We start from the raw sequence: 19,273 nt of genomic DNA, 5'->3' as shown, positions 1-19,273 counted from the left end.
GGTCGAATCGGCTGATTGTCTATGGGAGCGAAATTTGGCCAGGCCGCGGAAACCGATGTGTCAACACTTTCGTGGCAAGCTTATTGCTCACGGACTCGCCGACCTTATGCATGTCCCTCACACGGGAAGTGGCTGTTGCCGCTGACCGAAAACTGACCCAGTAGAGGCTGTTCTGCCGACTGAAAACTGACCCAGGTGTTCAACTGCTTCTGCTCACTTTTCGAGCAGGAGAACACAGGGTGATCAGCATGGAAATGTTGGGAAAAATCCGGCGGATGTACTTCCGCGACAAGCTCTCGCTGCATCAGATAGCCAAGCGTACCGGGCTGTCGAGAAACACCATCCGAAAATGGGTCAGAGCACCCGAAGCCACTCAACCGGCGTACCAGCGGTGCGCAATCTTCAACAAACTCAGCCCATTCCACGACACGCTAGAACAGGCGCTGAAAGCCGATTCGTTCCGGGCAAAGCACAACCGCAGAAGCGCCAAAGCACTTTTCGAACAGATCAAGGCCGAGGGTTATGACGGCGGCTACAGCCAGCTCACGGCGTTCGTGCGCTCTTGGCGAGGCGAGCAAGGCAAGTCTTTACGCGCTTTTGTACCGCTGACTTTTGCCTTGGGTGAGGCTTTTCAATTTGACTGGAGCGAAGAAGGTCTGCTGATCGGCGGCCTGTTTCGACGCATCCAGGTCTCTCACATGAAGCTCTGCGCCAGTCGCGCATTCTGGTTGGTTGCCTATCCCAGCCAAGGGCACGAGATGCTGTTTGATGCCCATACCCGTTCGTTTGGAGCGTTGGGTGGCGTGCCACGTCGCGGCATCTACGACAACATGAAAACGGCTGTCGACAAGGTCAACAAAGGCAAAGGCCGTACGGTCAATGCCAGGTTTTCCGTAATGTGCGCGCACTACCTGTTCGATCCGGACTTCTGCAACGTCGCCTCGGGTTGGGAAAAAGGCATCGTCGAAAAGAACGTCCAAGACAGCCGACGGCGCATCTGGATCGACGCTCAAGATTGCATGTTTCACACCTTCGAAGAGCTGAATATCTGGCTCGGTCAACGCTGCCGGTCGCTCTGGAGCGAGCTGGTGCATCCGCAGTACAGCGGGCTGACGGTGGCCGAGGTCTTGGAGCTGGAGCGGGTTGAAATGATGCCGATGCCGACAGCGTTTGATGGCTACGTCGAACGTACCGTGCGGGTCTCCAGCACCTGCCTGATCAGCGTGGCGCGAAATCGCTATTCAGTGCCATGTGAGCGAGTCGGCCAGTGGGTCAGCAGCCGTCTGTATCCTTCGCGAATCGTGGTCATCGCCGATGAAACGGTGATCGCTAGTCACGAGCGCCTCTTTGATCGAGATCAGGTCAGTTTTGACTGGCAGCATTACATCCCGCTTATCGAACGCAAGCCTGGTGCACTGCGTAATGGCGCGCCATTTGCCGATCTACCGAAGCCGTTACTGCTTCTCAAACGGGCACTGAGGCGTCACGCCAACGGTGATCGAATCATGATGCAGGTACTGGCTGCTGTGCCTATCGCCGGTCTAGAACCGGTGCTGGTGGCGGTGGAGCTGGTACTTGAGTCGGGCAGTCTGAGCGCCGATCACATCCTCAATGTCCTCGCCCGGCTGACCTCCACTGCACCACCTCCCTGCGTAGAAACCAGCCTGCAACTCAAGGTGGCACCTGTTGCCAATACGGCTCGCTACGACCGGCTCCGTACGACCGATGAGGAGAACCGCAATGCGTGACTTAATGACAGAACTCAAAGAGCTGCGCTTGCACGGTATGGCCAGTGCTTGGGAAGAACTGGTCTCTCAAGGAACAGCCTCAACGGCTTCATCGAAATGGCTGCTGGAGCATCTGCTTCAACAGGAACAGGCGGATCGCGCGGTGCGCTCGGTGAACCACCAGATGAACATGGCAAAACTCCCCATGCACCGTGATTTGGCGGGCTTTGACTTCAGCGTTTCCAGCGCTGATGCCCGGCTGGTCAGCGATCTATCTAGCTTGGCGTTCACTGAAACCGCGCAGAATGTTGTGTTCATCGGTGGGCCGGGAACCGGAAAAACACACCTGGCCAGTGCCCTGGCTGTATCCGGAATCACGGCCCATAACAAACGAGTGCGCTTCTTTTCTACGGTGGATCTGGTGAACCTGCTGGAGCGTGAAAAGTACGATGGCAAGGCAGGGCGAATCGCCCAGGGACTGCTTCGCACAGATCTGGTGATACTTGATGAGCTGGGATATTTGCCCTTTAGCCAAAGCGGTGGAGCCCTGTTATTTCACCTGCTGTCCAAGCTGTACGAGCACACCAGCGTGGTCATCACTACCAACCTCAGCTTCTCGGAATGGTCGAGTGTGTTTGGCGACGCCAAGATGACTACAGCGTTGCTGGATCGGCTGACACACCACTGCCACATCGTCGAAACGGGCAACGAGTCTTACCGCCTTCAACACAGCACCTTGGCAGACCAGACAAAGATCAAATCACGAGAACGAAAGCGCAAGGATGAAGAGAGTATCGAGGACGATGAGCCGTTTTGATCCGCTTCATAAACGCCCTGCTGCATGCCTACATGCGGTGGGGCTGGATGCATCGTCAACCAGAACACTACTGCTAAGCTTATCCACAATTGCTGGGGCAAAAATCAGCAATCCGTCCTGGGTCATTTTTCAATCGGCAGGGTGGGTCAGTTTTCAATCAGCGCCGACACAGTGGGAACAGCCAATGTTTCCGGGCGCTTGAGCGGGGGAACTTGTACCCCAGAGTTTTTTGTGGGGAACAGAAGAAGCCAGATCGGCGAAAAGATCGACTGAGGAAGGAGCTGACCAGCAGACCTAAATGCCACAGTCTCGGCATTGGTGGGTGTCGTTTTGAGGAATGACTCCCCCTTATATTTCCGTTGATCTTGGTCGCGATGAAATGACGGATCACCTCCGCGCTTGAAACACGGGATCGAGCGCGAGCTGTTACCGGTAAAAACTGGCGAATATCTTTCTGAACGTTTCTCACGGTGAAGCTGAGCCAGTGTTCCGCCCGCTGAACAAACTATCGACCGGTCAGCAATGCACAGCCATCCTTCTGATGCTACTTCTGGAAAACTCTGATCCATTACTGATGGATCAGCCAGAGGACAATTTGGACAACGCCTTCATTGCAGACCGAATCGTAACTGAGCTGAGGGATGCCAAGTCCAGGCGGCAATTCCTTTTTGCAACGCACAACGCAAACATCCCTGTGTTTGGTGATGCGGAGTGGATCGGCGTCTTTACAGCTGAAGAGAATAGAGGCTGTCTTGGGCTGGAGGCTCAAGGCTCTATCGATGTACCGGCGATCCGTGCTCAGGTTGCCAGCATCTTGGAAGGAGGGCGTGAAGCTTTCATACAGCGGAAGGAAAAATATGAGTTCTAACTGTTATGTCCGACACAGCTGAGCCGATGTTTCCACAGTCGAGGGCACTGGCATCCTGGGCAGGGAACGGTTCGAGCGCAAGGCTAGAGAGTCAGCGGCCTGTACTAGAGCGAAAGGTCATGGATGAATGACGGCATGCAGAACAGTCAGACTAATAGATATCGCGAAAGCTCTTTGCCACTCCCGCAAGTCGCTTGATTATTTTTTCGGTGCGGGCTTTGTCGTGGGCGCCGGGGTGAAGCATGGCGATGAGAATGTATCTATCCTCATCGTAGAGCCCTTGTGCATATACCAACGCAGCATCTTTGGTGGGATCACCTAGAGGACATTTCCGATCAAACTGCGGTTTACTCGTAGGGAACACTGACGGCGGAATGGCGATGTGAATGTGCATCAAGCCCACGACATAGGCTTCATGTGGATGAGTGTATGGCACGTCGCACCCGAAATATATCGGGAGCGTCATTCTGTTGGACGCGATGTAGGTATAAAAATCGTCGCGCAAAGAGTTCAAAATTGTTGGGTGATTGGACAAAACATCCTTGAAAAAGTCATCGTATGTGTCGGGGCTATATTCGACAATGATCGTCATACGGCATCAGTTCACAAGCTGGCGGAGGCGCTCTGTCGAAATAGAAGCCAAGGCTTCCAGCCCTTTCATATCTATTGAACTCTCGTAGCTTTCGGGTACGTGAAACATCTGTTTAAGAATCATGGCGTTCTGTGCTGTCCGCGAACGCGTAGTAGCAAGATTGCGCCGAAGCGCATTGTATTCGTCGCTCATAGTTGGCAAGTTCGCATATAGCTCAGCCTTAGTGGCTAGCACTGATTCCAGCGTGCGCAATGTGCTCGCCACCTCGGAAAACCGTTCATCTTCTATCACGTGCCGTGGGGGCATGTTTGTAAGCATGGAGCGCCCAGCGTCAAACACAAAGTCATTGAGCTCATTCAAGCTGACAATAGCTTCTTTGATCGCAGTACGAATTTTTGCGTCTTCAACAACATTTTCTCTCACGTGCGGCTTCCAGGCGAGCGCTCGGCTCAGCGTTGGGGGCAGCCGCAACCTGTGCGCAATACAGCGACACACGCAAAGTAAGGGAAAGCATGACGTCTTTAGAATAAGGGTCATGACGGTGATGTTGGTGGTCGCGCTTCATGGTCTTTGCCCTCTTGGGCGTGCTCTGGTCTGTTGTTGCTTGCGTTTCAGGTCGGTGTAAAAGTGACTCTATATCGTCTGACCAAATGCGCCACTGTTATGTCACCACATTTTTGTAACGACCAGGCATATCAGACAGGCGGCTATCGCTCGGAAAAAGGGTGAACACCGCATTTCAAGCTGTAGCGCCGTCGCATAATAAGTCCTCGAGGATGCGAGAATGCCGGCAGCTGTGATGCTCTCGAGTTCACGGGGATGGCTTCGATCGACACAGAGCGGATGCTCTTGAAGGGGCCACTAACCTGCGGAAAAGCCATGAGCGAGAACATCGCCGTCAGTGGCTTTCTCGCAGCGTTCGCGCAGATTCACAACTGCCAGCCACTGACCGACGTTGAACGATTCTGTTGAAAAAGTAGCTCCCTGTCTGGCCTGCGGCAAAATCTCTGCATTGGCCAGCAGGGAAGCACGCAGCATGATGGGACAGTTATCGAGTGGGCAGGAGCGGCTGTTTTACTCGTTCAACCTTGAAGATCACATCCCCGCCAATCACCTTCTGCGCAGCATTGATCGGTGTCTTGATCTGAACGACCTGCGCCATTACCTCGCCGATTTCTATAGCCCGATTGGGCGTCCGTCGATTGATCCTGAACTGATGATCCGCATGCTGATCGTGGGCTATTGCTACGGCATTCGCTCCGAGCGGCGGTTGTGCGAAGAGGCCCATTTGAACTTGGCGTATCGCTGGTTCTGCCGGTTGAACCTTGAAGATGAAGTCCCCAACCACTCGACCTTTTCCAAAAATCGACACGGCCGCTTTCGGGACAGTGAGCTGTTTCGCTGGTTGTTCAATGAAGTGCTGCGTCGCTGCATGGACGCAGGCCTGGTTAAAGGCGAAGGCTTTGCCGTGGACGCCAGCATCATCAAAGCGGATGCGAGTCGGCAGCGCGGCGTACCGGGTGATGAACCGATCAACTGGAGCGATCCGGCCCTGAGCACCCGCGCCGTGCGTGAGTACCTTGAAGGCCTCGATGAAGAGGCTTTGGCCGAAACGCTACCGAAGCGCCTGTCGCTGACGGATCCTCAGGCTCGCTGGACCGCGGCTCCAGGCGGCCCAGCGTTCTACGCTTACTCCACGAATTATCTGATCGATACCGAGCACGGCGTGATCATGGATGTGGAACCCACACCGGCTCATCGCACCGCAGAAGTCGAGAGCACCAAGACGATGATCGATCGGGTCGAAGCGCAGTTCGACATCAAGCCAGAGCGCCTCATTGGCGACACCGCTTACGGCACAGCGCCGATGCTGGCCTGGATGGTGGAGGACAAAGACATCGAACCGCATGTGCCAGTGTGGGACAAAACTGAGCGCAAGAACGACAGCTTTTCGAGTAACGATTTCCACTGGAATGAAGAGGCTGAGGAATACCGCTGCCCGGCCGGCAACGTATTGCGCAGCGAATGGCGAGCCTTCAAGAACGAGCGTTCGCACGTCACCAAAGCCAACACCATCATCTTCCGATCCCGGCAGACCGACTGCGCGATATGTCCGATGAAAGCCAAGTGCTGCCCGAACACTTCGATTCGCAAGATTGTCCGCAGCGTCCATGAAGCCGCGCGTGATGTGGCTCGACGCATCGCAGCGACGCCGGCGTATCAGCGCTCTCGCCACGAACGTAAGAAGGTCGAAATGTTGTTTGCCCACCTCAAGCGCATCCTGAAACTGGATCGCTTGCGCCTACGTGGTATGAGTGGCGCGTCCGATGAGTTCACGCTGGCCGCCGCGGTGCAGAACCTGCGACGGCTGGCCAAATTTACCTCTCAAGGGCCACCTGCTACGGGATAGGTGCGTCTGCACGAAGCAAAAAACCTCAAATTAACCCAATAACCGAGCAGTAAAGGTCAACGAAGGGCCGAAAAACCACGCAACGTGGTGAATAGGTTCTCCAGAGGTGGCCGAGCCTGAGTTCAGGCGAGCTGAAAATCCGACTTTTTCAACACAATCGGCCGTTCTCTGCCGATGATGGTTACAAAGCGTGCTGTTCAAATCCGACGTAATCGGCGGCCAGAACGAATGCAAATGACTGGTCAGGCCGAATGCAAACGGTGGCCAAGTGGAGTGCAATTTTGTAACTAACGCCGCATCCCGCTCTTGGGACAAACTGGCAACTCTGCAACAACTCTCGATCTTCGCCGCGCAGCACGGCATCCATGACAAAACCACACAGGCCAACACTGTCGGCTTCCAGCTGATATTCCTTTGTGTGGTGGTGTATGCGGGATTCGCCTTACTGGACAACCTGCGACTACCACCGCAGGGGCAGTGGTGCAGCGAGAATTAGCAGCAGGTGAACGCCCATGACATACCTTCAGTTATTGTCGACGGAAGAGGGCATTCGCATGCTGAGGCAGCCTTCATGCACAGGGGAGGCTGCCTCAGCACAGGTTTGTAGATGTTGAGCGCCGGTTCCTCAACACGGTGCTTATTTCGTTAGAAGTCGAAGAACACTGTTTCCGATTCGCCTTGAAGGTGGATATCGAAGCGGTACGCCAACTTCCCGTCAACCGTGCAGCGCTTGGCAATCAGCGATTCACGCCGATGGGGTTGTTCGATCAGGTTCAATACCGGGTCTACTGCATTCGCCTGGGGTTCGTCGTCGAAATACAGGCGGGTCTGCAAGTGGATGTTGATGCCCCGAGCAAACAGCGCCACGTTGATATGCGCGGCCATGGCAACGCCCGCGGCGTTCTTCACCACGCCGGGCTTCACGGTCTTGATCGTCCATTCACCGACATCGGTCGTGGCGGTGCGGCCAAAGCCGTTGAAGGGTTTTTCCAGGTCGTAGCCGCTGTCGTAGACGCCGTCGTGATTGGCCTGCCAAAACTCCAGAAACGCGTCACAGATCAAGTGACCGTTACCGTCATAGACGTGACCCATCAACAAAATGTGCTCGCCTGGCGCGCCAGGCTTGGCCATTTCATTCCAGATTTCCTGCGCGCGCGGCGCGTTGCCGGCAGCCTCCAGTGCCAGGCCGATATGCACATAGGGGCCGGCCGTTTGCGATGGGGTTTCAGGCAGAAGTTGAACGGGCATGTGCAGGCCTCCTCAGCAGTTTTCGAAGTGAGTCTTGCGCTGGCCGCGCAGGACGATATCAAAGCGATAAGCCAGGCAATCCATAGGATTGGCCATGCTCATATCAAGCCTGGCGATCAGGCTCTGCACCGCATCCGGATTGGCGATCGACTTGACGATCGGGCACATGGGGATGAGCGGATCACCTTCGAAATACAGCTGAGTAATCAGGCGCGTGGAAATTGACGGGCCACTGATGGAGACATGGATATGGGCCGGCCGCCAGTCGTTGGGGCCGTTGCGCCATGGATAGGGGCCGGGCTTGACCGTGCGGAAGCTGTAGTTGCCATCGCGGTCGGTCAAGGCACGGCCGACGCCGCCGAAATTCGGATCAAGGGGAGCCAGATAACTGTCTTTTTTATGCCGGTAACGGCCACCGGCATTGGCTTGCCACATCTCCACCAGGGTATGGGGAATTGGCTTGCCGTATTGATCGCAAACCCGACCCGCGACAATGATGCGTTCGCCAACGGGCAAGCCGCCATGATTGAAGTTCAGCAGCAGATCGTTATCGTGCTGGCCCATCTTCAGGTGGGAAAAATCCGGACCGCTGGTTTCCGATAGCGATTGGGGGATGCTCACCAGTGCCTGGCGGGGGGATCGCAGGATCGAAGTCTTGTAGTCAGGCGTCAGGGCTTTGGGGTGCCAGTTACGGTCACGTATGACGAAGCGGCTGTCATGCGCATCAGACATGTCGGTCTTCCTGTTGTTATGGTTGGTCAGAGGCAAGCGCTGCATTGGCGGCTGCCTGTGGCTCAGTCTCCCTCGTTGCACCCCAACCCGAAATTGAAAAAACCGACCTTGTCCATATCCAAAAGGTTATGGATATTTTCCCTCACGATATTCTTGCCCGACCTCACGCAGAGCCTCCACGCACCACTGCGCTGCGGGTGTCACAGGCATCGCAGGGTTCGTACATAACCCTACGGAACCGCCTGGTTCACGCAGCCCCAGGTTCAGCTCCACCAACTCGCCTTGCCGCAAGTCCTGTCGGACAGCGTCGAGAGGCGCGACCCAGATGGCCTGACTGCATTGCACATAGCGCCGGCTCAGGGCTACCGACAGGGTTTCCAGACGTTGGCGTGACGGGGTAATTCCGTGCTGCACAAACAGGCCGTCGGCGAATTTCCGGATCGTCGTTCCCGCCAATGGCAATACCACTGGAAAGTCTTCGAGGTTTTTATGCCCCAGTGGATCAGTCAGCAGCGGATGGCCGCAACGCACCACCAGGGTCATGGACTCGCTGTAAAGGTGCTCGAACGTCAACCCGAGAATCGATGGGCTATCGGTCATTCGGCCAATCACCAGATCCAGCTCACCGACACGCAGTTGGGACAATAGGTAGGCGCTTGGCCCGGTCACGACACTGACCGCCAACGCGGGTTGTCGCTCGTGTAAACGGCAGACTACTTCAGGAACCAACAGGCTTTCGACGGTGGATAGCACGCCTAGTCGTACGGTAGTCGGCTCATGTACACCGGAGCGCAGGCTGTTGACCCCTTCACGCAGCGATTGCACGCTCGGCCCCGCATAGCGCAAAAAGGCCACCCCGGCCGCGGTCAGCGTCGAGCCCTTTTTGCTTCGCTCAAACAGCCTGGCAGCCAGCAGGGACTCCAGCTCTTTGAGGGTTTTTGATAGCGCCGGCTGGCTGATTGCCAACTTGTCGCAGGCACGTGCCAGGCTGCCCTGGCGCGCCACCTCGAGAAAACACACCAGATGACGGAATTTAATTCGGGTATCGATGTTCAATCGGGTGCGCTGCCTTCGTGGGGTGGCATTTTTAAGCGTGTCGAAAGCAGCATATAGAGAAGTTCGGCAGTTTTTTTGTGATCCTACGCTGAAAGCAGCGGAACGATTAGCCGCTCTTGTTTGGCGTGATCGGCGTTGGGATGGGGATGGGATTGCCAAATGGGGGAGCCGGGACCTTGATGCATCGAACAGGCATAAGCCTGCTCGACGCTTTACTGCATTTAAATGTCAGAAAGGATACTGATTTGCGTCTGAACGCCAGGTGACCCAATGAGCCCGAGTAAATTCGTCAAGAGCGTAGTGCCCGTTGAATCGACCGAGCCCGGAGTTTTTCTCCCCTCCGAACGGGGCATTGGGTTGATCATCAACGGTCATATCGTTGATATGGGTCATGCCGGCAACTATGCCTCGAGCAAACGCCAAGCCTCGGGACATATCTCGGGTAAATACGGCACTGGAAAGTCCATATTCACTGGCATTGGCCAACTGCAGGGCATGGTCCTGATTCTGGGCGATCACCAAAGGGAGCAGGGGGCCGAAGGTTTCTTCGCGTACGAGTTCATGATTGCCATCGACGTCGCCGAATAAATGCGGCGGTACGAGGAGGCCTTCAGACGGAGCACCATGAAGTAGCTTGATTCCATCGTTTCGAGCATTGTCGATCTTGCGCTGAAGGCCCTTTAGCTGACTGTCATTGATCACGGGACCAATCACGGTATCTGCATGCTCAGGATCACCCACCTTGAGTTTTTTCACCCGCGCGGTAATGAGCTCGGCAAATTCTCCGTATACGGACCGATCGACTATGACTCGATTGGTGCTCATGCAAATTTGCCCCTGGTGAAGAAAGCGTCCAACTACAGCGGCATGTGCTGCTGCTTCTAGGTCGGCGTCATCGAGTACCACCAGGGGGCTGTTACCGCCCAGTTCCAACGCTACTCTCTTGATATGCTGGCCCCCGGTACCGATACGGCCAACATTGCGGCCAATATCAGTTGAGCCTGTAAATGAAATGAGGCTTGGAATCGGATGGGCTACAAAAGCATCACCAATTTCCGAGCCGGCGCCAACGACCACATTGAGCAATCCCTTCGGGAAACCAGCTTCTTCAAACAGTTTTGCAATCAAAAGCCCACCCGTGACAGCGGTATCACTGGCAGGTTTCAAAACCACAGCGTTGCCAAGCGCGATGGCTGGAACCACAGAGCGCATGCTGAGATACAAAGGAAAGTTCCAAGGGCTGATGACACCGACCACACCCAATGGCTCACGGAACACGTAACTCTGCTCTCCGGGCTTGTAGCTTGTCAGGATTCGGCCCTCGACTTGAAATGGCATTCCCGCGCATTCACGTACCATGCCGAGCGTGCTATGCCATTCGAAGGTTGCTTTGATCCGCGTGCTACCCGACTCCCGGATCAGCCAGCCAATGATTTCTTCGCTGCGGCTTTCGATCGTCTGGGCAAGTTTTTCCAGCGCGCCGCGACGATCTTGCGCGGCAGTTTTGTTCCATTCATGTTGAGCGTGCTCGGCGGCTTTATAGGCATCATCCAGGTCAGCTACGCTTGCTTGCGGAATCTCCAGTAGTAGCTCGCCATTGAATGGATTTCTATCACTCAAGCAGCGAGAAGAGCGTCCTGTACGCCAGGCGCCAGCGATGAATTGAAGACCGTCGATAGTGTAGGGCGTAGTTAATGCGGTGAGCATGACAATAACCTCTATTGTTTTGGCAAGTATGTAGTAGTGCTTATTCTTGGGCGTATTAACGTTCGCCACTTTGTGTTGATCAATGAAAAATTGAAGGCATTTATAGATCAACAGCTTGTACGTTGTCCTGCTAGGCTTCTTTTAGGTCGAATGAACCCATCGCGTACCACATGGATGGCGGAGAACCCGCCATCGAAAGTATTAACGCCTAACGTTCAACAGGTACAGGAGGCCAGCCTGCAACTTTGATATGGACTATCTTGTTTCCTTCCGTCTTATAAAATCCAAAAATCCGACACACATTTTTTTCGCCCGCGCGCATCGGACCAGCTGGCAAATGGGGCAGATCTATTTTTGCTTCTATTTCACAATCAGCTTCCATCGCCACGTGGTCGCCATCAATTAATAACTGACGAATTGTGAATGTTGACGAGACAACATCATGTAGCTGACGTAAAAATGTAAAAACATCTTCTCCTTTTTGATATCCGCCAAAGTTCTCAAAAATAACATCAGGGGCGTACCAGGAAAAAATACGCTCCAAATCATTTTCATTATAGGCCGTCATGTAGGCCTCGAATTCACCACGTTCCATTACTACACCTTTTATCTTCGGTTTGTTGTTTTATCATCGCCTAGTATTTTCCGTGACCCACGCTTGGCTTGTTTATGTTTTGCGAGTGTCGAGCGGGTTGGTACCGGCCGTTTGATTCTTGATATGCCGTAAAGGGGAAGTCCCAAAGTGGGCTTTAAATGCTTGGCGAAACCATCGCTCGGACTGATAGCCCAGACTTTCCGCGACCCTCGCGACCGACTGTTTTTCCTGCGAGAGCCGCTCCGATGCCACAAGCATGCGCCACCCGATCAGGTAATCGATCGGAGACTGTCCAATCAGTTCGGCAAAACGTCGCGCGAAAGATGACCTGGCCATACCTGCCTCTTTGGCCAGTATCGCGGCAGTCCAGCGCTCTTCGGGGCGCGAATGTATACAAACCAGAGCACGACCAATGCGCGGGTCGGATAAGCCACGCAGCCAACTGGCCTTGATTGCTGGCGTAGAAACTACATGCGCGCGAATGAAGCTTGTGAAGATCAACTCAGCCAAATGCTTTTGCGCTGCGATGTAGCCTGGTGTAGTCGACGCAGTCTCATCGGATAGGAATGCCAGTGTCGAGGGCAGCCATGGAAACAGTCCTATCGCTGTTTTGCGCACGAGCAGTGTCGAAGGCAGTTCGCTAAGAAGTGGGTTATGGGCGGGCTTCTCCACGAAAAAAGCCAGTCCGAGCAGCCGCGTGGAACATTGTCCCTCGCCCCACGCCATTCGTACCGGTGCACTGCGTGACTTACCGGGAGTAGGTGGACCGCTAGGTAAGCCCTGTGCCGTCCAAATGTCGATAAACTCTTTTAAGGGGACATCTTTTCCTGACATGTAGCGGTGCTCAATACCGTTAAGAAACATGACGGAATCGCCGACCTCCAACCTGGTCATTGGCAGTCCTTCAGATTCGAACCAGCAAGGGCCTTCTACGACGGTATAGCAACATACAAAATTGGCAGGATTTTTCGACATGCTGATCCCCCAGTCACCGGCGAACTCGAAGGTGGCAATGGAGCTCGCTAGCAAGCGGATGGACAGTAGAACATCGCCTAAAATATCCATGGTTACGGCTCCAGCACCCAAACTCCTAAAGAGTTTGCGCCGTTCGATGCCGCGTTTCCTGCCCGTCCAGGCACAACGACTCGATGCATTTCCATATAATTGGCTGTTGCACGTAAAGCCACTTTGACAGGATTCACTTTAACCCCTCCACACGAGGTCATTTTCTTCTTGTTTTCGCTGAGTATAGGTGGGAAGCACGACAGCTAATACACCGTAAATGACCGGATAACGGCTGTATCCTCTCTCGAATTGCAGGAAAACTCCCGAGCTCACTATGAAACGAATCCATGACTCGCCAGTCTATGTAATCCGAGGGAGGGGGACCCATGAGAAGGGGGGAAGATACGCGAGTTAAAGCGCTTGGATGCAGCAGAGGAGGCCTCTCGAAATCCACTGTCGCTGTATCAAAAACAGAACACGTGCAATAGCAGCGAGTGGACACGAGGGGCGGACCTGGAAATTTAGAGCTGACGGCATCTTTTCAACTGGTTCCAAGCAAAAGCCCAGTGGACGGGGAGAGGTATGCGTCGTTGACTAGGAGTCGGGTTTCACTTGAATCAATTGCGTAGCTTTGTCCTGAGTGAAGTCATCACAAAGGGGGCCGGTGAGCGCTGAATGCTGATCCGGCCATTGTGCTCATTCGATGGCGAATGCTCCAAACCTAAAGCTTGAAACACAGATGACACCAAAGAAGTCATCCTCATGGTATACGCAGGTGGCAACGTCCTCTTGCGCGGCGCCGGCGACGACCATCAGTGGCAGTAGGTGATCTTCACGTGGATGCGCCAGCCTCGAAGAAGGCGCTTCCTCCCAATGAACGAGTTTATGGTAGCGCTCCTGGGGTGTTGAGGTGACCAGCGCCCTCTGCAGCCAGAGGTCAAACGCTCGAGATGGCGCTTTCGCATCTGGACCGAACCTACGCAAGTTGTGATAGCTAAGACCGCTGCCAATGATGAGCACGCCTTGATCACGCAGCGGGGCCAATAGACGTCCTACCTCAAGGTGTGTTTGCGGATCAAAGTCTGATTTCAGTGACATCTGGACAATTGGGACGTCAGCCTTTGGAAAGGCTGCCCCCATAACGCTGAATGTTCCGTGATCGAAACCACGGATTGGATCTAGCATTGCCGGAACTCCGGCGGCTTGCAGCATTGTCTGTACCCTATGAGCAAGTTCTGGCGAACCAGGCGCAGAGTACTGAATATGGTACGTGTGTTCTGGAAAGCCCGAGTAATCATAGAGCATGGATGGATAGGGGTTTGAGGACAGACTGAACTCCGACTCTTCCCAATGACCCGAGATGATTAAAACTGCGCTTACCTTCGCGCCAACTTCGCGAGCCATCGCCTGCAAAGAAGCTTCAAGCCTGTTGAACGTCGTACCGGTTTCAGCCTTCATCCACGGCCAGGGTCCCCCCCCGTGGGAGAGGAAGTAAGTGGGTAGTCGAGACATAAAATAAACCTCAAAGAGTTCGACGATTAGCCTCGGGAAAAGATCGGCACTCGGCGCGCACGTCCCCAGAGGACAAGTAACGACAGGGCAAGTAGAAAAAGATTGAGTGGGATTAAGCTTGCCTCTCCACGTGAAACATGAAAGGCGATGGCAAGACCCTGCAGAACCGTGCATCCAAATGCGGCAAATACAGTCAACCGTGGTTTTATGCGGGTCAATGCTGGAAGTAAAATCCCAAGTCCGCCCGCCAAGTCGATCAGCGCAATGCCGCGGACAAACCACACAGGGTATTCGCCTGTCCAATGCATCGTTTGGGACAGGTCAGCAATCGGTGTCGTGAGTTTGAAAAGGCCTGCGCCTACGAAAGCAAAGGCGAGTAGGGCCTGGGCGATCCACAGAGCTATACGCAACGGTTGCTTGGCGGGTGAATGGATGGCTGCTGATGTCATGGTTATATCCTGAAGTTTGTTTAGATGAAGTTAGACACTATATTCATTGCCGGTTTGCGCATCATTGAGCGTATTGTTGATGGATCATTTCTTGGTGGTTGATGATGGCGATGGATACTTTGGTCAGCATGCAGGTGTTCCGGTTGGTCGCCGAATTGAAAAGTTTTGTAGCCGCAGCGAATCGGATGAACGTGTCACCTGCCATGGCGAGCAAGCACGTAATGCACCTCGAAAAGCGACTGGGCGCACGTCTGCTCAATCGCACGAGTCGCAGTGTCAGCCTGACGGAGGTAGGCCAGCTGTACTTCGATCAGGCTCGACAGATGCTTGAGGCACTGGAAGAAGTTGAAGGTGCGGTGACAAATGCTGTCGTCATGCCTAAGGGGTTGCTACGAGTGAGCGCCCCTGTGTGGGTTGCCAGTAAATCGTTTGTCAATGCACTAGCGAGTTTTCGCCAGAGCTATCCGGACGTTCGGCTCGAGATCGATTTGTCCGGGCGCTTGGTCAACCTAGTTGAGGAGGGGTTTGATCTCGCGCTGAGAGTTTCGCAGTCACCAGGTGACCATTTGGTGGCGCGTGAGATTGCCTCAGTCTCATTTCAACTCGTCGCGTCCCCGGGCTATGTAGAAGGGGCGGGCATGCCGGGGGGACTTGCCGACTTGCAGGACCACGCCTTGCTCTGGTACTCGGGCATGCCAACAGATACAAGCGCCTTCCCGCCGGGTCTAAAACAGGCAGATGTCGCCGTAAAGCTAGTCCCGGTTTTGAGCAGCGCCAATGAGACGCTACTCCACTTGGCTGCCCTACTAGGAATGGGTATCGCTCTGCTACCCACCTGGTTGATAGCGGAAGACATCTCGGACGGCCGGTTGGTAAAAATTCTCAGTGGTTCAAGCACTCTCAGCCACCCACTGCTCGCCGTCTACCCAAGCCGCAAGTACTTGTCATCCAAGGTTCGGACATTTATCGACTTTCTGGCCAAGAACGAATGCATAAACGGCGCGTGATGGCTCCTCTAAAGCGTGGCTTACGTGGAACACGCTAGTCCCGTGATCGACTATTAAGGGCATCACGCGGATGGCGATCTCATAGCAAAAATGCAGCGCTTGAATTGGTTGGGGTACTGAGCATATATTGCGATCTCGCGGTGACGCGCTATCACAATAAGGACGGTCCCAATGCAGTTTCATCTCAATGGTTTCAACGCCGGCAACCCTGATATTCAACCCGCTCTGGATGGTGTGCACGCACCTGAGATACCAGAGACCATGGACGTACTGATCGCCGGTAGTGGGCCTGCAGGTCTCGTCCTTGCTGCACAGCTTGCTCAGTTTCCCGGTATCAAAACGCGCATTGTCGAGCGTAGAGCAGGTCGCCTGTTGATGGGCCAGGCTGATGGGATCGCCTGCCGTACCGTAGAAATGTTCAACGCCTTTGGATTGAGTGACCGGCTGCTGCGTGAGGCGTACTGGGTAAATGAAACTGTGTTCTGGCGCCCGAACGCTGAAAACCGGAGTTCCATCGCCCGAACGGGCCGCGTACAAGATACTGAAGACGGCCTTTCGGAGTTCCCACATGTGATTGTTAACCAGGCTCGCATCCAAGATTACCTACTCGATGCGATGCGGATTTCCAGTAGAAGGCTCGAGCCTGACTACAACCTTGAAGTAGTGGCCGTTGATCGTGACGAGGTTGGTGAATATCCCGTTTGCGTCACATTGCGCCACACCGACGAAGCGCGTCAGGGAAAGGAAATTAAAGTGCGTACCCGATACTTGGTGGGTTGTGACGGAGCGCGGAGCAGGGTACGGACATCGATCGGCCTGGAGTTGCGCGGAGATGCAGCCAATCATGCATGGGGAGTCATGGACGTGTTGGCGGTGACTGATTTTCCTGACATCCGCCTGAAGGCCGCCATTCAGTCTGCCACTGGAGGCAATCTATTGATAATCCCGCGCGAGGGCGGACACCTCGTGCGGTTTTACGTCGACCTCGGTGACGTTGAACCCGACAACCGCGCCATGGTCAAGCAAATCACTGTAGATCAGATTATCGCAACGGCGCAGCGCATCCTCCACCCTTACACATTGGATGTGAAGGAAGTTGCTTGGTTTTCAGTCTACGAAGTTGGACAGCGTCTCACCGATCGCTTCGACGATTCCCTGGCAGGCGATGGCGGTGACCGAGAGCCACGGGTATTCATTGCCGGCGATGCTTGTCACACACACAGCGCCAAGGCCGGTCAAGGTATGAATGTATCCATGCAGGATGCCTTCAACTTAGGTTGGAAGCTCGCTGCGGTGCTTGAAAAACGTAGTGATGAAAGTCTGTTACGAACGTACTCACAAGAGCGCCAACCCGTTGCTCAGGAACTGATCGACTTCGACAAAGAGTGGTCTGCAATGATGGGGGCTCCTCCCAAAGATCCTCGCCATCCGGAGGCAGGCGGCGTTGATCCCACTGAGCTGCAGGAGTACTTCGTTAAGGCCGGCCGTTATACGGCGGGGGTCGCCACGCGTTACCGTCCGGCAAAGCTGACAGGTGAGCCGACCTATCAACACCTGGCCAAAGGTTTTGAGATCGGTACCCGTTTTCATTCCGCGCCGGTGGTTCGCCTAGCTGATGCGAAGCCCATGCAATTGGGGCACGCCGCGGTTGCAGACGGTCGCTGGCGCTTGTACCTGTTTGCGGACGCCGAGCACACGCTGCTGCACGCACTGTGCGAATATCTGACGGCCACACCTGACTCTCTGTTGCGGCGGTTCACTCCTGAGGGTGCAGATATAGACAGCATTCTTGATGTGCGGGCAGTTTTCCAGAAACCCCATCGCGACCTGCGTCTTGAAAATGTTCACGCACTCTTGTTGCCGCACAAGGGTCGTCTCGGTCTCATTGACTATGAGAAAGCCTTCGCCCCTGACCTAGCTGTGAACATCTTTGACGAGCGCGGGATCAATCGCGAACAGGGCGCTCTGGTGCTTGTTCGACCAGATCAATTTGTCGCGCATGTCCTCGCGCTGGACGCGTGTGCAGAACTCACGGCATTCTTACAGCCTATTTTCAACATTCCTATCGGAGACTGAAGGTTGGCAGCCAAGCTCGATGCAAAGCAGGAACTCGCACAATTTACGGGCAGCTTGATACGCCGTGCACAGCAACGACATGTGGCAGTGTGGCAACGCATCGTGTCAACTGAAATTACAAGCGTACAGTACGCGGCACTTGTGATCCTTTCGCACAAGCCAGGAGTCTCGCAGCGCGAAGTGTGTGATGAACTCGATCTCGACCGATCGACTATTGCTGACCTTGTCACGCGAATGGCTCGTAATGGACTTATCGAGCGTTCACAATCCGAAGACGATAAGCGACGAAAAACGCTGCGCCTAACCCCTGAAGGGCAAGCGCAGCTTGTTTTACTTCGCCCTCGGGTTGAAGGCGTTGAACAGGCACTTACCACTTCGTTGAACGCCAAGGAGTGCATTGAATTGCGTCGACTACTTAGCGGTTTACTGGCAGGGGGAATGTGATGAGACCAATGAGCCCTTGCTGTGTCTTCCGAAATTAGTCCAGTTTTTCCGTAGATTAAGCGGGCTTCACTCTGCATACAAAAACCTCTTAGCGAAGAGATACTATGTGGCGGTTCGATAGCCAGCCACGACCTTTAAGCGTCGTCATCAACGGCGTTTTTTCTTGCGACGAGGGCAGCGGGGGGAGGGGGGCAACTGCAGTGATCGGAAGTACCGCACGAGATACTGTTGTATGTGTTCGTCCCCCAATGCTGAACTTGGCCGAATGTCTAGCCGCAGGTCGCCCATAGGCAGGCACTAGTGGTTACGGCCGACTAAATCAGACACACGGAATTTATATTGCGAAGAGCGTGGTTTCGATAAACAAACTTCGCTTACGCCGAACGTCTTCATATCCTTTTGCCCTGTTGCGTCATTCCGAAACTCCACTTGCTTATAAATCGAATCTGGCGGTTCGAGTAGAGTTTTACGAGGGAATGATGAATGCTTGTTTGAACGTCTGGAGCAAGGGCATCTGGATGCGATGGTTGGGCGTTTGGACAACTACACATTGCGAGAAGTCAGGACATCCCTTAGCGGGGATTCAGAGCTTAAACTGGACTTCGGATCGCGAATATGCCTGGATGGTGTAGCAGAATGGATTGCCGATACGTAGCAAACTGGATGTCAAGTTGACAAAGGCGAGGCGAAAACTGCACAACGGAGTTGTGTCGAACTCATTGATGGACAATATCTGGCTAATGCAGACCAGTGACATAATTTTGATCGGTTCGAGAAGAGTGGTTTTACATTTTATTGATTGAGGTTCTTTGACTCGCCCCTACTTATCTATGGCCATTAAACGTATCTTGGATATGTGTTGGCAGGCAGAGCCGGGTGCCGACGGTTTTCGTCAAGATCTATTGGACTGTCGGGGAGTAACAGCGAAACCCGCTGGGAGGTTTATCTGACAATTGGGAGGGATACAGCCGATAATTGAGCATCGGAGGTATATTAGGTGCAGAACATCTCACTTATACTCGTTGAAA

Annotated in this window: 17 protein-coding genes and 1 pseudogene; 7 read left to right on the top strand and 11 right to left on the bottom strand. The window is 54.2% G+C overall.

Going from position 1 to position 19,273, the window contains the following annotated elements:
- The first annotated feature begins 248 nt into the window (after positions 1–248).
- The 3 genes and pseudogenes from istA to RS887_RS20570 all read left to right on the top strand — a co-directional run.
- Positions 249–1,748, top strand: coding sequence for an IS21 family transposase (gene istA, locus RS887_RS20580; RefSeq protein WP_322615748.1), 1,500 nt, complete (start codon positions 249–251; stop codon positions 1,746–1,748).
- A complete protein-coding gene (istB, locus tag RS887_RS20575) occupies positions 1,741–2,544 on the top strand; it encodes an IS21-like element ISPsy20 family helper ATPase IstB (RefSeq protein WP_322615747.1) in 804 nt (267 codons plus the stop codon). The genes istA and istB overlap by 8 nt, the downstream gene beginning before the upstream one ends.
- 445 nt (positions 2,545–2,989) lie before the next feature.
- Positions 2,990–3,412, top strand: a pseudogene (locus RS887_RS20570) (ABC transporter ATP-binding protein); the annotation flags it as partial.
- A 151-nt stretch (positions 3,413–3,563) separates the two neighbouring features.
- On the opposite strand, the gene RS887_RS20565 reads toward RS887_RS20570, so the two are convergent.
- The 3 genes from RS887_RS20565 to RS887_RS20555 form a co-directional block, all read right to left on the bottom strand.
- On the bottom strand, positions 3,564–4,004 hold the full coding sequence (locus tag RS887_RS20565) for a type II toxin-antitoxin system YafO family toxin (protein WP_322616777.1): 441 nt from the start codon (positions 4,002–4,004) through the stop codon (positions 3,564–3,566).
- A gap of 6 nt (positions 4,005–4,010) precedes the next feature.
- Positions 4,011–4,427: a hypothetical protein gene (locus RS887_RS20560; RefSeq protein ID WP_322616776.1), complete on the bottom strand. Its 417-nt coding sequence runs from the start codon at positions 4,425–4,427 to the stop codon at positions 4,011–4,013.
- A 438-nt stretch (positions 4,428–4,865) separates the two neighbouring features.
- The gene (locus tag RS887_RS20555) at positions 4,866–5,042 is read right to left on the bottom strand and encodes a hypothetical protein (RefSeq protein ID WP_322616775.1); all 177 of its coding nucleotides are present in this window, start codon (positions 5,040–5,042) and stop codon (positions 4,866–4,868) included.
- Here RS887_RS20555 and RS887_RS20550 point away from each other — a divergent pair.
- The gene (locus RS887_RS20550) at positions 5,041–6,414 is read left to right on the top strand and encodes an IS1182 family transposase (protein ID WP_322616774.1); all 1,374 of its coding nucleotides are present in this window, start codon (positions 5,041–5,043) and stop codon (positions 6,412–6,414) included. The two genes, RS887_RS20555 and RS887_RS20550, sit on opposite strands and share 2 nt — an antisense overlap.
- A 645-nt stretch (positions 6,415–7,059) precedes the next feature.
- Here RS887_RS20550 and pcaG read toward each other — a convergent pair.
- The 8 genes from pcaG to RS887_RS20510 all read right to left on the bottom strand — a co-directional run bounded on the left by pcaG (position 7,060) and on the right by RS887_RS20510 (position 14,718).
- A complete protein-coding gene (gene pcaG / locus RS887_RS20545; protein WP_322616773.1) occupies positions 7,060–7,662 on the bottom strand; it encodes a protocatechuate 3,4-dioxygenase subunit alpha in 603 nt (200 codons plus the stop codon).
- A gap of 12 nt (positions 7,663–7,674) precedes the next feature.
- Positions 7,675–8,394 carry a protocatechuate 3,4-dioxygenase subunit beta gene (pcaH, locus tag RS887_RS20540; RefSeq protein ID WP_322616772.1) on the bottom strand — a complete coding sequence of 240 codons (720 nt, stop codon included), beginning with the start codon at positions 8,392–8,394 and terminating at the stop codon, positions 7,675–7,677.
- Between the two features lie 126 nt (positions 8,395–8,520).
- Positions 8,521–9,450: a pca operon transcription factor PcaQ gene (pcaQ, locus tag RS887_RS20535; RefSeq protein ID WP_322616771.1), complete on the bottom strand. Its 930-nt coding sequence runs from the start codon at positions 9,448–9,450 to the stop codon at positions 8,521–8,523.
- A gap of 228 nt (positions 9,451–9,678) precedes the next feature.
- On the bottom strand, positions 9,679–11,157 hold the full coding sequence (locus RS887_RS20530; protein ID WP_150671851.1) for an aldehyde dehydrogenase family protein: 1,479 nt from the start codon (positions 11,155–11,157) through the stop codon (positions 9,679–9,681).
- A 208-nt stretch (positions 11,158–11,365) separates the two neighbouring features.
- Positions 11,366–11,752, bottom strand: coding sequence for a nuclear transport factor 2 family protein (locus RS887_RS20525; RefSeq protein WP_150671726.1), 387 nt, complete (start codon positions 11,750–11,752; stop codon positions 11,366–11,368).
- Between the two features lie 72 nt (positions 11,753–11,824).
- Positions 11,825–12,817: an AraC family transcriptional regulator gene (locus tag RS887_RS20520; RefSeq protein ID WP_191628356.1), complete on the bottom strand. Its 993-nt coding sequence runs from the start codon at positions 12,815–12,817 to the stop codon at positions 11,825–11,827.
- A 636-nt stretch (positions 12,818–13,453) separates the two neighbouring features.
- A complete protein-coding gene (locus tag RS887_RS20515) occupies positions 13,454–14,215 on the bottom strand; it encodes a DODA-type extradiol aromatic ring-opening family dioxygenase (protein ID WP_416339985.1) in 762 nt (253 codons plus the stop codon).
- An 80-nt stretch (positions 14,216–14,295) separates the two neighbouring features.
- Positions 14,296–14,718: a DoxX family protein gene (locus tag RS887_RS20510; protein ID WP_322616769.1), complete on the bottom strand. Its 423-nt coding sequence runs from the start codon at positions 14,716–14,718 to the stop codon at positions 14,296–14,298.
- Between the two features lie 110 nt (positions 14,719–14,828).
- Between RS887_RS20510 and RS887_RS20505 the strand changes: the two genes are divergently transcribed.
- The 3 genes from RS887_RS20505 (at position 14,829) to RS887_RS20495 (ending at position 18,245) form a co-directional block, all read left to right on the top strand.
- Positions 14,829–15,725 (top strand): LysR family transcriptional regulator, encoded by an 897-nt coding sequence (locus RS887_RS20505; protein WP_322616768.1) that lies wholly within the window; start codon positions 14,829–14,831, stop codon positions 15,723–15,725.
- A 171-nt stretch (positions 15,726–15,896) separates the two neighbouring features.
- A complete protein-coding gene (locus tag RS887_RS20500) occupies positions 15,897–17,801 on the top strand; it encodes an FAD-binding monooxygenase (RefSeq protein ID WP_322616767.1) in 1,905 nt (634 codons plus the stop codon).
- A gap of 3 nt (positions 17,802–17,804) precedes the next feature.
- Positions 17,805–18,245, top strand: a complete 441-nt coding sequence (locus RS887_RS20495) for a MarR family winged helix-turn-helix transcriptional regulator (protein WP_322616766.1) — start codon at positions 17,805–17,807, stop codon at positions 18,243–18,245.
- The last annotated feature ends 1,028 nt before the right edge of the window (positions 18,246–19,273 follow it).

The sequence above is a fragment of the Pseudomonas sp. BIC9C genome (assembly GCF_034541995.1).
In the GTDB taxonomy this organism is placed as follows: domain Bacteria; phylum Pseudomonadota; class Gammaproteobacteria; order Pseudomonadales; family Pseudomonadaceae; genus Aquipseudomonas; species Aquipseudomonas fluorescens_CC.
This window is presented reverse-complemented; position numbering and strand designations above follow the sequence as displayed.

What these genes read in the sequence shown, in the direction of transcription:
- pcaG (WP_322616773.1), bottom strand. Translation starts at nt 7,662, where the DNA reads ATGCCCGTTCAACTTCTGCCTGAAACCCCATCGCAAACGGCCGGCCCC.
- RS887_RS20520 (WP_191628356.1), bottom strand. Translation starts at nt 12,817, where the DNA reads ATGGATATTTTAGGCGATGTTCTACTGTCCATCCGCTTGCTAGCGAGC.
- RS887_RS20500 (WP_322616767.1), top strand. Translation starts at nt 15,897, where the DNA reads ATGCAGTTTCATCTCAATGGTTTCAACGCCGGCAACCCTGATATTCAA.
- pcaH (WP_322616772.1), bottom strand. Translation starts at nt 8,394, where the DNA reads ATGTCTGATGCGCATGACAGCCGCTTCGTCATACGTGACCGTAACTGG.
- istA (WP_322615748.1), top strand. Translation starts at nt 249, where the DNA reads ATGGAAATGTTGGGAAAAATCCGGCGGATGTACTTCCGCGACAAGCTC.
- RS887_RS20550 (WP_322616774.1), top strand. Translation starts at nt 5,041, where the DNA reads ATGATGGGACAGTTATCGAGTGGGCAGGAGCGGCTGTTTTACTCGTTC.
- RS887_RS20555 (WP_322616775.1), bottom strand. Translation starts at nt 5,042, where the DNA reads ATGCTGCGTGCTTCCCTGCTGGCCAATGCAGAGATTTTGCCGCAGGCC.
- RS887_RS20530 (WP_150671851.1), bottom strand. Translation starts at nt 11,157, where the DNA reads ATGCTCACCGCATTAACTACGCCCTACACTATCGACGGTCTTCAATTC.
- istB (WP_322615747.1), top strand. Translation starts at nt 1,741, where the DNA reads ATGCGTGACTTAATGACAGAACTCAAAGAGCTGCGCTTGCACGGTATG.
- RS887_RS20525 (WP_150671726.1), bottom strand. Translation starts at nt 11,752, where the DNA reads ATGGAACGTGGTGAATTCGAGGCCTACATGACGGCCTATAATGAAAAT.
- RS887_RS20565 (WP_322616777.1), bottom strand. Translation starts at nt 4,004, where the DNA reads ATGACGATCATTGTCGAATATAGCCCCGACACATACGATGACTTTTTC.
- RS887_RS20510 (WP_322616769.1), bottom strand. Translation starts at nt 14,718, where the DNA reads ATGACATCAGCAGCCATCCATTCACCCGCCAAGCAACCGTTGCGTATA.
- RS887_RS20515 (WP_416339985.1), bottom strand. Translation starts at nt 14,215, where the DNA reads ATGAAGGCTGAAACCGGTACGACGTTCAACAGGCTTGAAGCTTCTTTG.
- RS887_RS20505 (WP_322616768.1), top strand. Translation starts at nt 14,829, where the DNA reads ATGGATACTTTGGTCAGCATGCAGGTGTTCCGGTTGGTCGCCGAATTG.